Here is a 14,766-nt window from a genome sequence, read left to right on the forward strand (position 1 = left end):
CAATATGCTGCGCGCCATGCCGTGCAAAAATGCAACAGTCAGCGATGAATGCGGTAGAAACAGCCTTCATTTCGCCGATCGTATATTGATATGATGTATCATAACCGATACGCGGAGGCCGACCCACATATTCTGCAAGGATAAAAAGCCTGATGCTTCGTTCCCCGTCGCTGCGCGCCGGCTGTGCCCTCACGGCCCTTTGCCTGGCCTGGCCCGCCGCCGCTCAGACCGCAGCCCCCGCCGACACCCAGGCCGATGGCAGCTATCATGACCCGCGCAGCGACATCGTCGTCACCGCCCTGATCCCCCGCAGCCAGGGCGACATTTTGTCCGGCACGTCGATCGTCACCGGCGAGGAACTGACCCGCAGCCTGCGCCCGACCATCGGCGAGACGCTGGCGCGCCAGCCCGGCGTGTCGGCCACCTCCTTTGGCCCCAACGCATCGCGCCCGATCCTGCGCGGCTTCCAGGGCGAGCGCGTGCGCATCCTGACCGACGGTATCGGCAGCTTCGACGTGTCCAACACCTCGGTCGACCATGCCGTCGCGATCAACCCGCTGACCGCCGACCGGATCGAAGTGCTGCGCGGCCCGTCCGCCCTGCTCTATGGATCGTCGGCGATCGGCGGCGTGGTCAATGTAATCGACAGCCGCATCCCGCGCCGCGTACCAGACGAGGCGATCCATATCGACGCGATCGGCACCTATGGCAGTGCCGCCAACGAACGCAGCGGTTCAGGCGAGATCGAGATGCCGCTGACCGAGAATTTCGTCGTCCATGTCGATGGCAGCTACAGCAAGACCGACAATCTGCGCACCGGCGGCTATATCCTGTCCAAACCGATGCGCGAGATCGCCGCCGCGTCCGATGAGGAGGAAATCCAGGACAATGCGCGGCTGAAGGGCAAGCTGGCCAATACCGCGGCGGAAGTGTGGGAAGTGGCCGGCGGCTTCGCCTATATCGGCGATGGCGGCAATCTGGGCATGTCGATCTCGCACAGCGAAAATACTTATGGCGTGCCGTCGCGCCTGGAGGTGGCCGAGGAGCATGACCATGATCACGACCACGATCATGAGGAAGAGGGCCACAGCCACGAGAATGTGACGCTGGCGATGAAGCAGACCCGCGCCGACCTGCGCGGCGAGGTGGCGGTCAATGGCGGCTTCCTCGACAGCATCCGCCTGCGCGCGGGCTGGGCCGATTACCAGCATCAGGAAATCGAACCGTCGGGCGAGGTCGGCACCACCTTCAAGAACCAGTCGATGGAAAGCCGGCTGGAATTCGTCCAGGCCGACCGCAATGGCTGGCAGGGTGCGTCGGGCGCGCAGTATTTCACCCGCCGTTTCCAGGCCGATGGCGAAGAGAAATTCCTGCCCAAGAACCAGACCGACCAGTTCGGCCTGTTCACGCTGCAGTCGCTGGACTTGGGCGACACGCGGCTGGAAGCGGGCGCGCGCTATGAACATACCAAGCTGCAGTCGGACCCGGACGCCGACCTGTTTGCCGAGGCCAGCCAGCGCAGCTTCAACGCCCTGTCCGGATCGCTGGGCATCAGCCAGGCGATCATGCCGGGCTGGCGCGTGGGCCTGAACCTGTCGCGCAGCGAACGTGCGCCGTCGGCCGAGGAGCTGTTCGCGCGCGGTAATCATGCCGGCACCCAGGCGTTCGAGCTGGGCAATCCCGATTTCGGCAAGGAAAAGAGCTGGGGCGTGGAAGGCACGCTGCGCGGATCCGGCAATGGCTACAGCTTCAGCCTGGCCGCCTATCACAACTGGTTCAGCGGCTTCATCTATGAAAGCGTGGTCAACGACAGCGTTTGCCAGGCGGCCAATGGCGGGGCCGAGATGGAATTCCCCTGCTATGCCTATGCCCAGGCCGATGCGCGTTACTATGGTTTCGAGGCCGAAGCGTCGGTCAAGCTGGCGCAGGTCGGCAGCTATGCGATCAACATCGACGGCGTCGCCGACTATGTCCGCGCCACGATCAAGGGCAATGGCCCGGCGCCACGCATTCCCCCGCTCCGCCTGCTGGGCGGGATCGAGGCGCAGGGCGCAAGGCTGAGCGCCCGCGCCGAGCTGGAACATGTGTTCGAGCAGGATCGGGTGACCGATTTCGAGACGCCGACCGATAGCTTCACCATGGTCAACGCGTCGATCTCGTTCAAGCCGCTGGCCGGCAATGACCGCACCACGCTGATGCTGTCGGCCAACAATATCTTCGACGTGGACGCCCGGCGCCATGCCAGCTTCCTGAAGGATTTCGCCCCGCTCGCCGGGCGCGACATCCGCCTGACGGCGCGTATCTCGATCTGATCCGCCTCCCATGCGCTCCCCAGCGGGGCGCCGGTCGCTCCCTTCGCCTGGCCCCCTGGGCGAAGGGAGCGATTGCAAAAAATGACATTTTCGTTACATAGCGCCGATGGAACGCGCGACGGCAGAATATGAGGATTCGGGCAGGTTGCCCGTAAGCCGCCGATAATGCGTCAGATTGCCGCTCTACCCTATACCAGCGACCCGATCGACGGGTCGATGCAGATCCTGCTGATCACGTCGCGTGACACCGGGCGCTGGGTGATTCCCAAGGGCAATCGTATCAAGGGCCTGGCCGGCCATCGCGCCGCGGAAGTCGAGGCATTCGAGGAAGCGGGCATCCATGGCATCGCCTGTCCCGCGCCGATCGGCCGATACAGCTATGACAAGCGCAAGCGCAGCGGCAAGTCGCGCGAGGCGAGCGTCGAGGTTTTTCCGCTTGCCGTGACCGGCCATCTGACGCAATGGCCCGAAAAAGGGCAGCGGGAGCTACGCTGGTTTACCGTTGCCGAAGCCGCAAAGGCTGTTGACGAACCCGATCTTCAATCGATCATCGCGGCTTTCCGCGAACCACCCGCCGACCCGGGCTGGTTCTTCCGGTTACTGCTCGCGATCCGCGAGAAGCAAAGTGAAAGGACTGGAATGCTGCGCTGGTTTCATGCGCTGATGCCCAAGCAGGGGCGCTTCTTCGAGCAATTCGAAGACCATGCCGCCACCCTGGTTGCCGGCGCCGACGCGCTCGCCAAGCTGCTCAAGGGCGGCCCCGACATGGACGCCCATATCAAGGAGATATCGGACCGCGAGCATGAGGCGGACGACATCATCCGCGACGTTTTGCAGGACGTCCGCCGCATCTTCGTCACCCCGTTCGACCGCAGCGCGATCACCGGCCTGATCGGCGTGATGGACGACGCCATCGACCAGATGAACCAGACCGCCAAGGCGATCGCGCTCTATGAGGTCAAGGATTTCGCACCGCAGATGCAGGACATGAGTGCGCTGATCGTCGAATGCGCGCGGATCACGGCGGAAGCGATGCCGCTGCTGCGCTCGCTCAACATCAATTCGGCCCGCCTGCACGACCTGACCGAGCGTCTGGTCAAGCTGGAAGGCCATGCCGACATCCTGCATGAGGCGGGCCTCAAGGCCCTCTACCAGCAGGCGCGCGCCTGCAATCCGATGGACTTCATCGTCGGCAACGAAATCTACAGCCATCTGGAAAAGGTGACGGACCGGTTCGAGGACGTCGCCAACGAGATTTCCGGCCTGGTCATCGACCACGCCTGATAGACCGGACCGGATATGGAAGCCCATCTCGCCTTCCCGCTGCTGATCGCGCTGATCGGCGTTGCGCTGCTGTTCGATTTCCTGAACGGCCTGCACGACGCCGCCAACTCGATCGCGACCATCGTGTCGACGCGCGTCCTGAAACCCCAATATGCGGTCGCCTGGGCCGCCTTCTTCAACTTCATCGCCTTCCTCTTCTTTGGCCTGCATGTCGCCGAGACGGTGGGCAAGGGCATCGTCAGCGCGGACATCATCGATGCGTCGGTGATCTTCGGCGCGCTGATGGGGGCGATCGCCTGGAACCTCATCACCTGGGGCCTGGGTATCCCATCCTCCTCCAGCCATGCGCTGGTCGGCGGCCTGCTGGGCGCGGGCACGGCCAAGTCCGGCCTGTCGGCGATCGTGTGGAGCGGCGTATTCAAGACCAGCGCGGCGATCGTGATATCCCCCGCCGTCGGCCTGTTCCTGGCGCTGATGCTGGTGCTGGCGATCAGCTGGATCTTCCGCAAGTTCACGCCGCAGGGCGCGGACCGGGTGTTCCGCAAGCTGCAGCTGGTCTCCGCATCGCTCTATTCGCTGGGCCATGGCGGCAATGACGCGCAGAAGACGATGGGCATCATCGCCGTGCTGCTCTATTCGCAGGGGCTGCTGACCGGCGGCTTCCATGTGCCGATGTGGGTGGTGCTGAGCTGCCAGGCGGCGATGGGCCTGGGCACGTTGCTGGGCGGCTGGAAGATCGTCCACACCATGGGATCGAAGATCACCCGCCTGACCCCGGCGCAGGGCTTCTGTGCAGAGACCGGCGGCGCGATCACCCTGTTCATGGCGACCCATCTGGGCGTGCCGGTATCGACCACCCACACCATCACCGGCGCCATCGTCGGCGTGGGCGCGTCCCGCCGGCTGTCGGCGGTGCGCTGGAACGTCGCATCGAGCATCATTGTCGCCTGGGTCGTGACCCTGCCGGCGGCGGCCGCGATCGGCGCGCTGTTCTACGGGCTGACGCGGCTGTTCTGAGACTTTTGCCCGCTCACGCGGGATGCGGCACCGGCCTTCGAGCGAGGCACGTGACTCACTCGAAGGCCGGTGCCGTTCGCTTCAGCTAGGCTGAAGCCAGATCACGCCACCCGGCCGAGGCGGTGGTAGAGATTGGCATATTTGACCGATTCCGGCTGGTCCTGCACTTCCTTGAGATAGTGGGCGATGGCGGTGCGGATCAGGCCGAAATCCTCCTGGCTGAAGACCGCGCGCGAACGGGCGGGCTGGGGCGCTTCCATCGTATCGGTCGTCATCTTCCTGTCCTTCCTGCCTTGTGGCTGTGCTGGTTGATGACAGCGATATTGACAGGTCGAGGGCAAAGCGGAAGGGCGATGAGTGGCCGGAAGTCACGGCACGACTTGTTCATATTGTCAAATCATGACAATATGACCTTATGGCAGATGTGACCGACCGGAAGCTCTATCTCGGCCCCAAGCTACGGGTGCTGCGCCGCGAGCTGGGACTGAACCAGACGCGCATGGCCGAGGAACTGGGCGTATCGCCCAGCTATCTCAACCATCTCGAGCGCAACCAGCGGCCGCTGACGGCGCAGATGCTGCTGCGGCTGGCCAATACCTATGACATCGACATTCGCGACTTCACCGCCAGCAGCCAGGATGGCGCAGCGAGCGACCTGGCCGAGATATTGTCTGATGCGCTGGTCCGCGACATCGGCATCGCGCGCGACGAAGTGCTGGAGGTGGCGGAAAATTATCCCGGCGTCAGCGAGGCGATCGGCCGCTTCTACCGCGCGCTGGCCGACCTGCGCCGCCTGCCCGAGCAGATGCAGGCGAGCGGGCGCGGCACCGCCCCTGCCCCGCTGGTCGCGCCGGTCGACTGGTGGCGCGAGACGGTGGCCAAGGCCGGCAATCATTTCGCCGAGATCGATGTGGCAGCCGAAGGGATCGCGGCGGAGATGGAGGAAGATCCGGCGCTGTTGCAGGCCGGGCTGCGTGCGCGCCTGAAGGAACGGCATGGCATGACGGTGCAGATGGTGCGCGCCGATGTGCTGGCCGGGACGGTGCGCCATTATGACATGCACCGGCGGCGGTTGATGCTGAGCGAGCGACTGCCGGCATCGGGCCGGCTGTTCGCCATGGCCTATCAACTCTGCGCGCAGGAGATGGCCGACCTGATCGCGGCCCAGGTGACGCGCACGGCGCCGCCGGACGAGGACAGCCGGCGGCTCGCCGTCATTGCGCTCACCAACTATGCCGCTGCCGCGCTCATCATGCCCTATGACCGGTTCCGCCAGGCGGCGGAGGCGAGCCGGCATGACCTGGCGCTGCTGCGCGCCCGCTTCGGCGTGTCGACCGAGCAGCTGGCGCACCGGCTGACCAGCCTCAACCGCACCGGCGCGCGCGGCATCCCCTTCTTCATGGTACGGATCGACCGGGCCGGGATCGTCTCCAAGCGCTTCGATGGCGAGGCCTATCCCTTTGCCCGCTATGGCGGCACCTGTCCGCGCTGGGACGTGCATGCGGCCGACGCGCCCGACATCGTGCTGCCGCAGCTGATCGAGACGCTGGACGAGCGGCGCTTCCTGACCCTGGCGATCGCCCTGCCCCAAGCCGATGGCGCGCGCGGGCGACAGGTGATTGCACTGGGTTGCGAAGGCAAACATGCCGGGCGGATCATCCATGCCGACGGCATCGATGCCGAGCGCGACGACGCGGTGACGGTGGGGCCGACCTGTCATCTGTGCGAGCGGCGCGACTGCCCGGACCGGGCGCTGCCGCCGGTGACGCGCGCACTCGACCTGCACAGCTATGAGCGGACCGCCAGTCCCTTCCCGTTCCGGCGGGTTTAGCGGCCGCCCAGCAGGCCGCTCTTCACCGTCAGTTGCAGCATGACGGCGCGGGGCGCACCCAGCGAACCCAATATGTCGCCTTCGCGCACGACATTGGTGCCGGTGCCCGCCGCGCTCGCGCCCACCACCGATCCACCGACAATGATGAGCTTGTTGGTGAGGTTGCGGCCGATCAACGACAATTCCCAGGGCTTGCCCGCGCCGCCGTTGATCGAGAGGGCGGCGTTGAGCTGGATATAGTCGTCCTGCAGCGTTCTGCGGTTGCCCTCTGTCTGGGTGACATAGGCACTGCTATAATTGAAATCGACCGACAGCGCGCCGCCGAGCCGGTCGACGAAGCTGTGGTCATAGGTGAAGCCGCCGGTGATCGCGATTTCGGGCGCGCGGAACAGGCGCTGACCGGTCTGGTCCTGATTCTGATAGGGATTGGCGGCCGTGCCCCAGGTCGATTGCGGCAGATTGGGGTTGAGCGGATTGAGATTGCAGCCCTGCGCGATCGACTGGCCCGCATAGCAGCCGCCGATGAAATCGGTGTAGCGGGCATTATTATAGGCGATCGCCGTGTTGAACGTCAGGCCCGCGAGCGTGCGCGGCCGGATGGTGAGGCTGAGTTCCGCGCCCTTGATCTCCGCCCCACCCGCATTCTGGGTCAACTGGGTGAAGGAGGCATTGTCGTAGCGCGACAGCTGGAGCCCGCTATATTTATAATAATAGCCGACCAGATCGTAGAGGATCTGGCGATCGGCGACATAGCCCTTGGTGCCGATCTCGCCGCCCTTGGCGGTCATCTGGTCATAGGAGAGGTCGATCGCGGCGCGGCTCTGATCCGCATCTGTGCGCAGCCGCGTCGGCACGGTGTTGAAGCCGCCCGAGGTGAAGCCCTCGCGATAGGCGGCATAGACGGTGCGGTCGCTGTCGGGGCGCCAGGTGAGCGTCACGTCGGGCGAGAAATCGGTATAGTCCTGCTTGGGGCCGAGGATCTGGATCGGGCTGCCGAGCGAGGTGCCGGTCAGCGACTTGTCTTCCCAGCTATAACGGCCGCCAACGGCGAGTTCGAGCGGATCGGCGATCTTGTAGCGCAACTGGCCGAAGACCGAGGTCGCCTTGGTATGGACATCATAATAGGTCGATCCGACCACGAAGGGCGTACCGAAATTGGTGGTGAAGGCCTGACGCGTCAGGAAATGGGCGTCCTGAAAAAAGCCGCCAACGAGGAAATTCAATGGCCCGTCATAGTCGGACGCGAGGCGCAGTTCCTGACTGAACCCCTTGGCGGTGATGTCGTTCGACGCGCCGAAATAGGGATTGTTGGAGAAGGTGAAGCTGTCGACCGAACGTTCGCGCAGCCGGTAATAGCCGGTGACCGAGGACAGGGTATGGGCGTCGCCCAGATCCTGGTCGATGCTGAGCGAGGCAAGGAACTGCTTCGACTTCATGAAGGGCACGCCATCGCCATAGCTGGGATCGCTGGCGGCGGTCGCCGGCGCGAGGATGGCGTCGTAGAAATTGCGGTTGAGCTTGCAGTCGGTCGAGCCATAGCGGCTGACGCCGGCAGGGCAGTAGATGATCTGGCTGAGACCGGTCGGGCCGACGCCGTCCCGTTCGCGCTGGCCATAATTGACCTTCGCCTTGATCCGGGTCGATCCGCCCGCATCATAGGCGAGCGTGCCGCGGACGAAGACATCTTCGGAATTCAGGCTGTCGGCGCCGCGCCCCGGTGTGATGCCAGCGATCGGTTCGGCGACATTGCGGAACCAGCCGTCCTCTTTGGAATAATAGCCGACGACGCGGGCGGCGAGGCCATCGGTCAGCGGCACCGAGGCGCTGGCCTCGACAAAGCGCTGGTCGGCCATGAACTCATAGCCGGTGCGCAGCTTCGCCTCGAAATCCTTGCCCGGATCCTGAGAGATGAGCGAGACGATGCCGCCCGGACTATTCTTGCCATAGAAGAGCGCCTGCGGCCCTTTGAGCACCTCGACCCGGCCAAGGTCGATCTGACCGAGGCGGATGGCGTTGCCATAGCTGATCGGCACGCCATCGAAATTGAGAGTCACGGCGGTTTCGGTCGAAGGGTTGGAGATGCCGGCGCCGATGCCGCGCAGATTGATCGATCCGCCGACCTGATTCTGCGATTCGGCTATGACCAGTTGGGGCACCTGCTGGCTGATCGCCTGGAAGCTGCTGGTGGCATAGCGCTCGATCTGGTCGGTCGAGAGAGCGGAGACAGCGACCGGCACGTCGATCAGCCGCTCGTCGCGCTTGCGGGCGGTGACGATGATCTCCCCGGCGCCAGCTTCCGCCTGGGGCGAGGGTGTAGAGGCGTCCTGCGCCTGCGCGGTAGCGAGCATCAAGGCCGGGCCGACAGCGACGGTCGCCAGCAGATGACCGATCTGGGCCTGCTTCATATCATCCTCCCTTTCGTCAGGCTTCATCAACAATGACGTGAAGCTGATCCTGTTCGGATGGATTATGATGCCATGATGTCTACCAGGCAAATTTCGCAAATCCGCGAAATATGAAAATAAATATCAAACAAACAACAGATCAACATGTTGATCAATTATCCGGAATCGCCAGAATTACGGGAATTATCCCATGATATTTATGTGAATTCACACGGACACACACCCATTCCAGACAAATATCATGGCCATCGCTTTGACGATATATGCACATGCCAGTCACAAATGGCGATGGACCGCAGACATGAGAAAGGGGCCGCCGGGCAGGCGACCCCCTTCGATATTGCTGTCATGTCGCCCGTTTACGGCGAACGGGCGACAGCCGATCAGTCGGCCTTGGACTGGAGGTTAACGGCCGCGTACTTGCCGCGACGATCGACTTCCAGTTCGAAGTCCAGACGATCACCCTCGTTGAGGGCCGCCATACCGGCGCGCTCAACGGCACTGATGTGCACGAAGGCGTCGGGCTGGCCGTCATCGCGCTGAATGAAGCCGAAGCCCTTCATCGCGTTGAAGAACTTGACCGTACCGCTGGAGCGCTCGCCGGTCAGCTGACGCTGCGGGCCACGATCGGCACCACCAAAACCACCAGCGCGGGGTTCACGCGGCTCGCGCGGCGGACCACGGTCGGTAACCGGCAGCGGCTCCCCGTCGATCACCAGATCGGTAGCCGAAACCTTGCCGCCACGATCGACCAGGGTAAAGCCCAGCGGCTGACCCTCGGCCAGACCGGTCAGGCCAGCCTGCTCGACTGCGCTGATGTGAACGAAAACATCTTCGCCGCCATCGTCACGAACGATGAAACCGAAGCCCTTCTGTCCGTTGAAGAACTTGACGACACCCTTGCCTTCGCCAACGACCTGGGCCGGCATGCCACGGCCACCGCCGCCGCCGCCACCGAAACCGCCGCCGCCGAAGCCACCACGACCGCCACCGCCGCCGCCGAAACCACCGCCGCCGCCGCCGCCAGCACCGCCGCCGAAGCCGCCGCGATCGCCGCCGCCGAAACCACCACGTCCGCGATCACCAAAGCCGCCACCGCCGCCGCCGAAGCCGCCACGATCGCCAAAGCCACCGCCGCCAAAGCCGCCACCGCTGCCCTGGTCGTAGAAATTATCGTCGCCGAAACCGTCGCGCTTGTCCTTGCCGCGCCCGCCGCGGCGCCCTCTATCAAAACTCATGCCCTGTTAGTCACTTTCGCTTCGCCCCAAGACACATTGGACAAACATGTCGGGCGAATGACATGCACAATCCACCGCAATGATGCGGTTTGGGAATCACTATATCAAGTTTTCCGGGCAGCGCGAATGATTTTGCACATCAAGCAAAAAGAGCGCCCATCCCCCCGGTTTTAGGGGCGGCCCGGCCAAAGCGTCGATTGCGATATGGCCCGTTTCCCCATAGAGGGAAAAGCCATGACCGTCCATTTCCATGAAGAAGATCTGCCCGAGGGCGTCCTTGCCCCCGGCCCGATCGCCGTCGATACCGAAACCATGGGGCTCATCACCCCGCGCGATCGCCTGTGCGTCGTCCAGATCAGCGACGGCAAGGGCGACGAGCATCTGGTCCGCTTCAATCCGGGCAGCGACTATGCCGCGCCGAACCTGAAAGCCGTGCTGGCCGATCCCGAACGGATCAAAATCTATCATTTCGGCCGGTTCGATATCGCCGCGATCCAGCATTATCTGGGCGTCGTCGCAGCCCCCGTCTATTGCACCAAGATCGCATCGAAGCTGGTGCGCACCTATACCGACCGCCATGGCCTGAAGGAACTGGTCCGCGAACTGCTGGGCCAGGATATCAGCAAGCAGCAGCAGTCGAGCGACTGGGGCGGCCCGGTGCTGTCCGAGGCGCAGAAGGATTATGCGGCATCGGACGTGCGATTCCTGCACCAATTGAAGGCCGAACTGGACAAGCGCCTGACCCGGGAAGGCCGGATGGAACTGGCCCAGGCCTGTTTCGACTTCCTGCCCCATCGCGCCGCGCTGGACCTGGCCGGCTGGCCCGAGAACGATATCTTCTCGCACATGTAAGCGACGGGAGCGGCACGCACCATGTCCATCCAGGCCGAGCAGCAGCGCCATGCACGCCGTCACTGGGCGCGGCCGGGCGGCAGCCATGACCGACTGGTGCGCCTGCTCAAAAACTATCTGCCGGTGGCGGTCGGCGTGCTGACCGCCCTGCTGGCCACCGCTCCCTTCACCGGCGGCGACAAGGTCAGCTTCGTCCTCGACAAGAACAAGGTCGAGGTGGCGAAGGAACGGATGCGCGTGTCCGAAGCCCTGTATCGGGGACAGGACAGCAAGGGCCAGCCCTTCTCGCTGCGCGCCGGCTCTGCCGTGCAGAAGAGTTCGCGCGAGCCGATCGTCGACCTCAACGCCATGTCGGCGCGCATCCTGTTGCCCGAGGGGCCGGCGGTGCTGAACGCACAGAAGGGCCGCTATGACATGGAGACCGAACGCGTCGCCATCGTCGGCCCGGTCCAGTTCGAGGCCGCCGGCGGATACCGCCTGGTCACCCGCGACGTCGGCATCGACCTGCAGACGCGGCGGATGAAAAGCGCAGGCCGGGTCGACGGGCGCATCCCGATCGGCACGTTCAGCGGCGACCATCTGGAAGCAGACATGAATGCACGCACGGTCACGCTCAACGGCCGGGCGACCTTGCGCATCGAACAAAATGGCCTCAAAGGGCAGAACTGATGAAACGCACCCTCGTCCTGCTGTCGACCGTTGCGCTGGGCGCGACTGGCCTCCTCTACGCCGGCGCCGATGCGCAGGTGTTCAAGAATCATGACAGCAACGCGCCGGTGAACTTCAACGCCGACCGGATCGAGGTGCAGGACCGCGCCGACCGGGTGGTGGTATCGGGCAATGTCGAGGTGACGCAGGCCGGCATGACACTGAACGCGGCCCGCATGACCGTCGCCTACAAGCAGCAGCCCAACGGCGCGGCGACCACCGGCAACGGCGTGGAGATTCAGCGCATCGACGCGTCGGGCAATGTCGTCATCACCAAGGCCAACCAGACCGCGCGCGGCAATGTCGCCATCTATGACCTCAATGCCAAGCTGATCACCATGGTCGGCAATGTCTCGCTGACCCAGGGCGTCAACCGCCTGACCGGCGGACGGCTGGTGATGGACCTCAACAGCGGCCGCACCACTGTCGACGGCCGCTCGTCCGGCGGCGCCGGCACATCGACCAGCCCCAGCGGCCGCGTCTCGGGCACCTTCACGGTGCCGCAGCGCCAGAACTGATCCGGGGTCGGGAGGTCGGGCGACGCGTTTCAGGCGGCCTAACGGCTATCGATTCCCGTCATTGCGGGCGCAGCGAAGCAATCCACAAGTGGGAAATGGATTGCTTCGCTGCGCCCGCAATGACGATGTCGGGTTTTGGCGGCTAACGAGCAAAGACTGCCCTCTCCAACTTTCGTCATCCCGGACTTGATCCGGGATCCATTCGGCACTCCCAATCTGGCGTAGCGCAAAATGGATCCTGACTTTCGTCAGGATGACGCCAACAGGGATCGACGGGTTGCGACCAGTTTTTGCCACTCCCCAAAATCGTCCGTATCGCTGAAACCGGACACTCATTCAGGTGGCACATTGAAGGCTGCATGACCAAATTTAGCCAATAAAGCTTATTGAGGGATAGCAACAGCCGGGTGTTACTTGTCCTGCTTACATGCAAGATCGGCGGCGAAGACCCTCCAGCCGGCAACCACTGCGTCGCGTTGACGACTCGAACCGCCGTTCACAATTGATCCGAAGCTCTCGCCGGTGATTTGATTGAGCACCGCATCAAGTCCATCCACGACCTGCTCTGGCCCGTAGTGACGCATCCCCTCGAACGCGTCTGGCGCGTGGTTCACGAGGGAGATCGCCTGCGTGCGTAGATGGCGACGATCATCCATCTGCGCAATGATGGCAGGCACTGCTACGTTACCCAACGCTTCGAGCTGGTCGAATACATGCTGCTGCTGATCGCCATCGACTTGACCGAGACTGGCGATGAGCGCGCGCACCTTCGCGAAGTGGGGAAGCGTGGTATTGGCCCGCCACGATGCGACGACCTTCGCCTGCCGTGAAGCTTCGGCGCGTGTAGCGGCGACCGTCAGGTCAGTTGCCGGCTTCAATGCGTCCGGCGTATAGCCAGCGAAGTATAGGCTAACAGGACCATCATCTACTCGGTTAAGAAATAGGATGGCCGGTTCGCCAGCTAAGCCAAGCATTGCAGCATTAGATGGCTTGTATGTGGCATCCTGCGGATAGAAGCGGACAGTCGCACTGCTCATGTCTTCGCCTTTCACGACGCTCTCGACCTTTATAGGGATGTCCAGATACCCCGGCGACGGCTTTGCCCCTTCCTCGGTAAGTTGTTGCTTCGGCACATCCATCTTGCCGATAAGTACAATGCTGGACCCAGCGAGCAGCGTGGCGAGCTTTGGGTCCGATGGGCAGAGCCGCGCTGAGACAGGCGAGGAGTTGGAGGTTGGAGAGACGCCGAATCCAAAAACAATCGCGAGAAGTGTAATCCGCATGATCATGATGATGACGATGCCATTTTCGGCGCACGCTCGCTATCGACGATTGTTGCCGCTTGATTTTTACTGTCCAAGGTCAGCTATCGACGCTTCTCTCTCCAAAAGCTGACTGTCGCAAATCCACCCATCGTCACCATCGGGCCACAATGACGCTCATCATAATATAGGCAGAAACTGCGAAGCTTGCTTGCGGCCAGCCCAACATAGGCAAAACCCATGCAAGAATACCGAACAGTACAGCCAGAATGGCGGCCTTGGGAAATGTCAGGTGTATTGCAACGTCTTGTATGAATCGCTTTAGACCAAAGCAGACCGTCTTAAATCCATCCGCTATTTCTGCTCACGGATCAACTTCATTCCATCGCCTATTGCCCAGCGATCTTCCTGTTTCTGCAAACGCGCAATCTGATAGGAACGGCGCTTCCCGTATTTCACGGTAAACCGACAAGCGATTGAAGGCGGGGCGCTGGAAAGCTCATCACCGCATAGAACATCTGATAGACCGGTGATGCGAAGGGCGTGAACGAATGTTATCTGATCGGGGTAGTCTTTGGCGAATTGCGCTGAAGCCGAATAAACCGTTTCATCATCCTGAGCCCTGACAGCTTCCAAGATTTCTGCATCTGTTGGGCATAGTTGTGCCGATGCACACCGGGATATAGCAGCCAGAACGATAAGGGGTAGCATCGAGTCTCCATGGGCATTGCCATCAACAATCAGATTATTGCATCCTACATATCGTCACGCAACGGCCTGTCGGTTTGAAAGCAGCCCGCCAGTCATCGACGAAAGTCGGTCGCTCGATCATTGCCATCCGTATCTCTGAACCTGTCGCTCATTAAGATGGCAGGTTGAACGTCGAATAGCGAAATCTGTTGGAAGGCGGATGCACGGCGAGTTACCATTTTGTATGGTAGAGCATGTTTCTTTCCGTTTCGATTGGGACGAAGTCGCGCACGAGCAAGTTACAGATGTGCTCGGGCTAGACGCTACCGTTATGGATGATGGGTCTGCACGTTGGGGTTCAGTTGCAATTTGCGTAGGAACCACGGCTGTTGTGGTAACGGTGGAGCCGGACACCGACCAAGTTATTGTTGCTCGCGCAGCCCTGCCCAGTGGTAGCGGATGGGAGAGGATCCCGTCGTTTGATTTCGCGGTTGCCAAGCCCCTTGGATGGTCTTGGATCGGGATCAATTCTCAAGGTTACAAAGACAGCTTTAGGGACTGTCAGGATTTCCGTGTGTGGCCGGGCATAATGGGCAACAAGGAGTCCCACTATGTCACGACGCAAAGAACCTGCCATACCGAATGAGCT

The 14,766-nt window shown here is 62.5% G+C and carries 13 protein-coding genes; 8 read left to right on the top strand and 5 right to left on the bottom strand.

The window, feature by feature from the left end; translation table 11 throughout:
- Positions 1-152: 152 nt before the first annotated feature.
- The 3 genes from GGQ90_RS10520 to GGQ90_RS10530 all read left to right on the top strand — a co-directional run bounded on the left by GGQ90_RS10520 (position 153) and on the right by GGQ90_RS10530 (position 4,613).
- On the top strand, positions 153-2,312 hold the full coding sequence (locus GGQ90_RS10520; protein ID WP_188082103.1) for a TonB-dependent receptor: 2,160 nt from the start codon (positions 153-155) through the stop codon (positions 2,310-2,312).
- Between the two features lie 165 nt (positions 2,313-2,477).
- The gene (locus tag GGQ90_RS10525; RefSeq protein WP_188082104.1) at positions 2,478-3,596 is read left to right on the top strand and encodes a DUF47 family protein; all 1,119 of its coding nucleotides are present in this window, start codon (positions 2,478-2,480) and stop codon (positions 3,594-3,596) included.
- 15 nt (positions 3,597-3,611) lie between these two features.
- Positions 3,612-4,613 carry an inorganic phosphate transporter gene (locus GGQ90_RS10530; RefSeq protein ID WP_004208257.1) on the top strand — a complete coding sequence of 334 codons (1,002 nt, stop codon included), beginning with the start codon at positions 3,612-3,614 and terminating at the stop codon, positions 4,611-4,613.
- Positions 4,614-4,714: 101 nt separating this feature from the next.
- On the opposite strand, the gene GGQ90_RS10535 is transcribed toward GGQ90_RS10530, so the two are convergent.
- Positions 4,715-4,888 (bottom strand): hypothetical protein, encoded by a 174-nt coding sequence (locus tag GGQ90_RS10535; protein WP_004208258.1) that lies wholly within the window; start codon positions 4,886-4,888, stop codon positions 4,715-4,717.
- A gap of 140 nt (positions 4,889-5,028) precedes the next feature.
- On the opposite strand from GGQ90_RS10535, the gene GGQ90_RS10540 reads away from it, so the two are divergent.
- A complete protein-coding gene (locus tag GGQ90_RS10540; RefSeq protein WP_188082105.1) occupies positions 5,029-6,444 on the top strand; it encodes a helix-turn-helix domain-containing protein in 1,416 nt (471 codons plus the stop codon).
- Here GGQ90_RS10540 and GGQ90_RS10545 read toward each other — a convergent pair.
- Both GGQ90_RS10545 and GGQ90_RS29685 read right to left on the bottom strand, forming a co-directional pair.
- Positions 6,441-8,849, bottom strand: coding sequence for a TonB-dependent receptor (locus tag GGQ90_RS10545; protein WP_188082106.1), 2,409 nt, complete (start codon positions 8,847-8,849; stop codon positions 6,441-6,443). The genes GGQ90_RS10540 and GGQ90_RS10545 overlap by 4 nt on opposite strands.
- A 383-nt stretch (positions 8,850-9,232) precedes the next feature.
- A complete protein-coding gene (locus GGQ90_RS29685; RefSeq protein ID WP_188082107.1) occupies positions 9,233-10,087 on the bottom strand; it encodes a cold-shock protein in 855 nt (284 codons plus the stop codon).
- Between the two features lie 234 nt (positions 10,088-10,321).
- Here GGQ90_RS29685 and GGQ90_RS10555 point away from each other — a divergent pair, with 234 nt between their 5' ends.
- From GGQ90_RS10555 to GGQ90_RS10565, 3 genes are read left to right on the top strand one after another with little or no spacing between them, the layout of a single operon-like run.
- Positions 10,322-10,939, top strand: a complete 618-nt coding sequence (locus tag GGQ90_RS10555) for a ribonuclease D (RefSeq protein ID WP_188082108.1) — start codon at positions 10,322-10,324, stop codon at positions 10,937-10,939.
- A 21-nt stretch (positions 10,940-10,960) separates the two neighbouring features.
- Positions 10,961-11,608 (top strand): LPS export ABC transporter periplasmic protein LptC, encoded by a 648-nt coding sequence (locus GGQ90_RS10560; RefSeq protein WP_188082109.1) that lies wholly within the window; start codon positions 10,961-10,963, stop codon positions 11,606-11,608.
- Positions 11,608-12,165: an LptA/OstA family protein gene (locus GGQ90_RS10565; RefSeq protein WP_188082110.1), complete on the top strand. Its 558-nt coding sequence runs from the start codon at positions 11,608-11,610 to the stop codon at positions 12,163-12,165. Before GGQ90_RS10560 ends, GGQ90_RS10565 begins: the two co-directional genes overlap by 1 nt.
- Before the next feature lie 410 nt (positions 12,166-12,575).
- Here GGQ90_RS10565 and GGQ90_RS10570 read toward each other — a convergent pair whose 3' ends face one another.
- Entirely contained in the window at positions 12,576-13,454 is an 879-nt protein-coding gene (locus GGQ90_RS10570; RefSeq protein WP_188082111.1) for a hypothetical protein, read from the bottom strand.
- A gap of 327 nt (positions 13,455-13,781) precedes the next feature.
- Positions 13,782-14,138 carry a hypothetical protein gene (locus GGQ90_RS10575; RefSeq protein WP_188082112.1) on the bottom strand — a complete coding sequence of 119 codons (357 nt, stop codon included), beginning with the start codon at positions 14,136-14,138 and terminating at the stop codon, positions 13,782-13,784.
- Between the two features lie 223 nt (positions 14,139-14,361).
- Between GGQ90_RS10575 and GGQ90_RS29995 the strand changes: the two genes are divergently transcribed.
- Positions 14,362-14,763: a DUF6334 family protein gene (locus tag GGQ90_RS29995; RefSeq protein ID WP_223178196.1), complete on the top strand. Its 402-nt coding sequence runs from the start codon at positions 14,362-14,364 to the stop codon at positions 14,761-14,763.
- Positions 14,764-14,766 lie beyond the last annotated feature (3 nt).

Origin of the sequence: Sphingobium scionense (assembly GCF_014197035.1) — a bacterium.
Taxonomy (GTDB): Bacteria; Pseudomonadota; Alphaproteobacteria; order Sphingomonadales; family Sphingomonadaceae; genus Sphingobium; species Sphingobium scionense.

What these genes read in the sequence shown, in the direction of transcription:
- GGQ90_RS10520 (WP_188082103.1), top strand. Translation starts at nt 153, where the DNA reads ATGCTTCGTTCCCCGTCGCTGCGCGCCGGCTGTGCCCTCACGGCCCTT.
- GGQ90_RS10525 (WP_188082104.1), top strand. Translation starts at nt 2,478, where the DNA reads ATGCGTCAGATTGCCGCTCTACCCTATACCAGCGACCCGATCGACGGG.
- GGQ90_RS10530 (WP_004208257.1), top strand. Translation starts at nt 3,612, where the DNA reads ATGGAAGCCCATCTCGCCTTCCCGCTGCTGATCGCGCTGATCGGCGTT.
- GGQ90_RS10535 (WP_004208258.1), bottom strand. Translation starts at nt 4,888, where the DNA reads ATGACGACCGATACGATGGAAGCGCCCCAGCCCGCCCGTTCGCGCGCG.
- GGQ90_RS10540 (WP_188082105.1), top strand. Translation starts at nt 5,029, where the DNA reads ATGGCAGATGTGACCGACCGGAAGCTCTATCTCGGCCCCAAGCTACGG.
- GGQ90_RS10545 (WP_188082106.1), bottom strand. Translation starts at nt 8,849, where the DNA reads ATGAAGCAGGCCCAGATCGGTCATCTGCTGGCGACCGTCGCTGTCGGC.
- GGQ90_RS29685 (WP_188082107.1), bottom strand. Translation starts at nt 10,087, where the DNA reads ATGAGTTTTGATAGAGGGCGCCGCGGCGGGCGCGGCAAGGACAAGCGC.
- GGQ90_RS10555 (WP_188082108.1), top strand. Translation starts at nt 10,322, where the DNA reads ATGACCGTCCATTTCCATGAAGAAGATCTGCCCGAGGGCGTCCTTGCC.
- GGQ90_RS10560 (WP_188082109.1), top strand. Translation starts at nt 10,961, where the DNA reads ATGTCCATCCAGGCCGAGCAGCAGCGCCATGCACGCCGTCACTGGGCG.
- GGQ90_RS10565 (WP_188082110.1), top strand. Translation starts at nt 11,608, where the DNA reads ATGAAACGCACCCTCGTCCTGCTGTCGACCGTTGCGCTGGGCGCGACT.
- GGQ90_RS10570 (WP_188082111.1), bottom strand. Translation starts at nt 13,454, where the DNA reads ATGATCATGCGGATTACACTTCTCGCGATTGTTTTTGGATTCGGCGTC.
- GGQ90_RS10575 (WP_188082112.1), bottom strand. Translation starts at nt 14,138, where the DNA reads ATGCTACCCCTTATCGTTCTGGCTGCTATATCCCGGTGTGCATCGGCA.
- GGQ90_RS29995 (WP_223178196.1), top strand. Translation starts at nt 14,362, where the DNA reads ATGGTAGAGCATGTTTCTTTCCGTTTCGATTGGGACGAAGTCGCGCAC.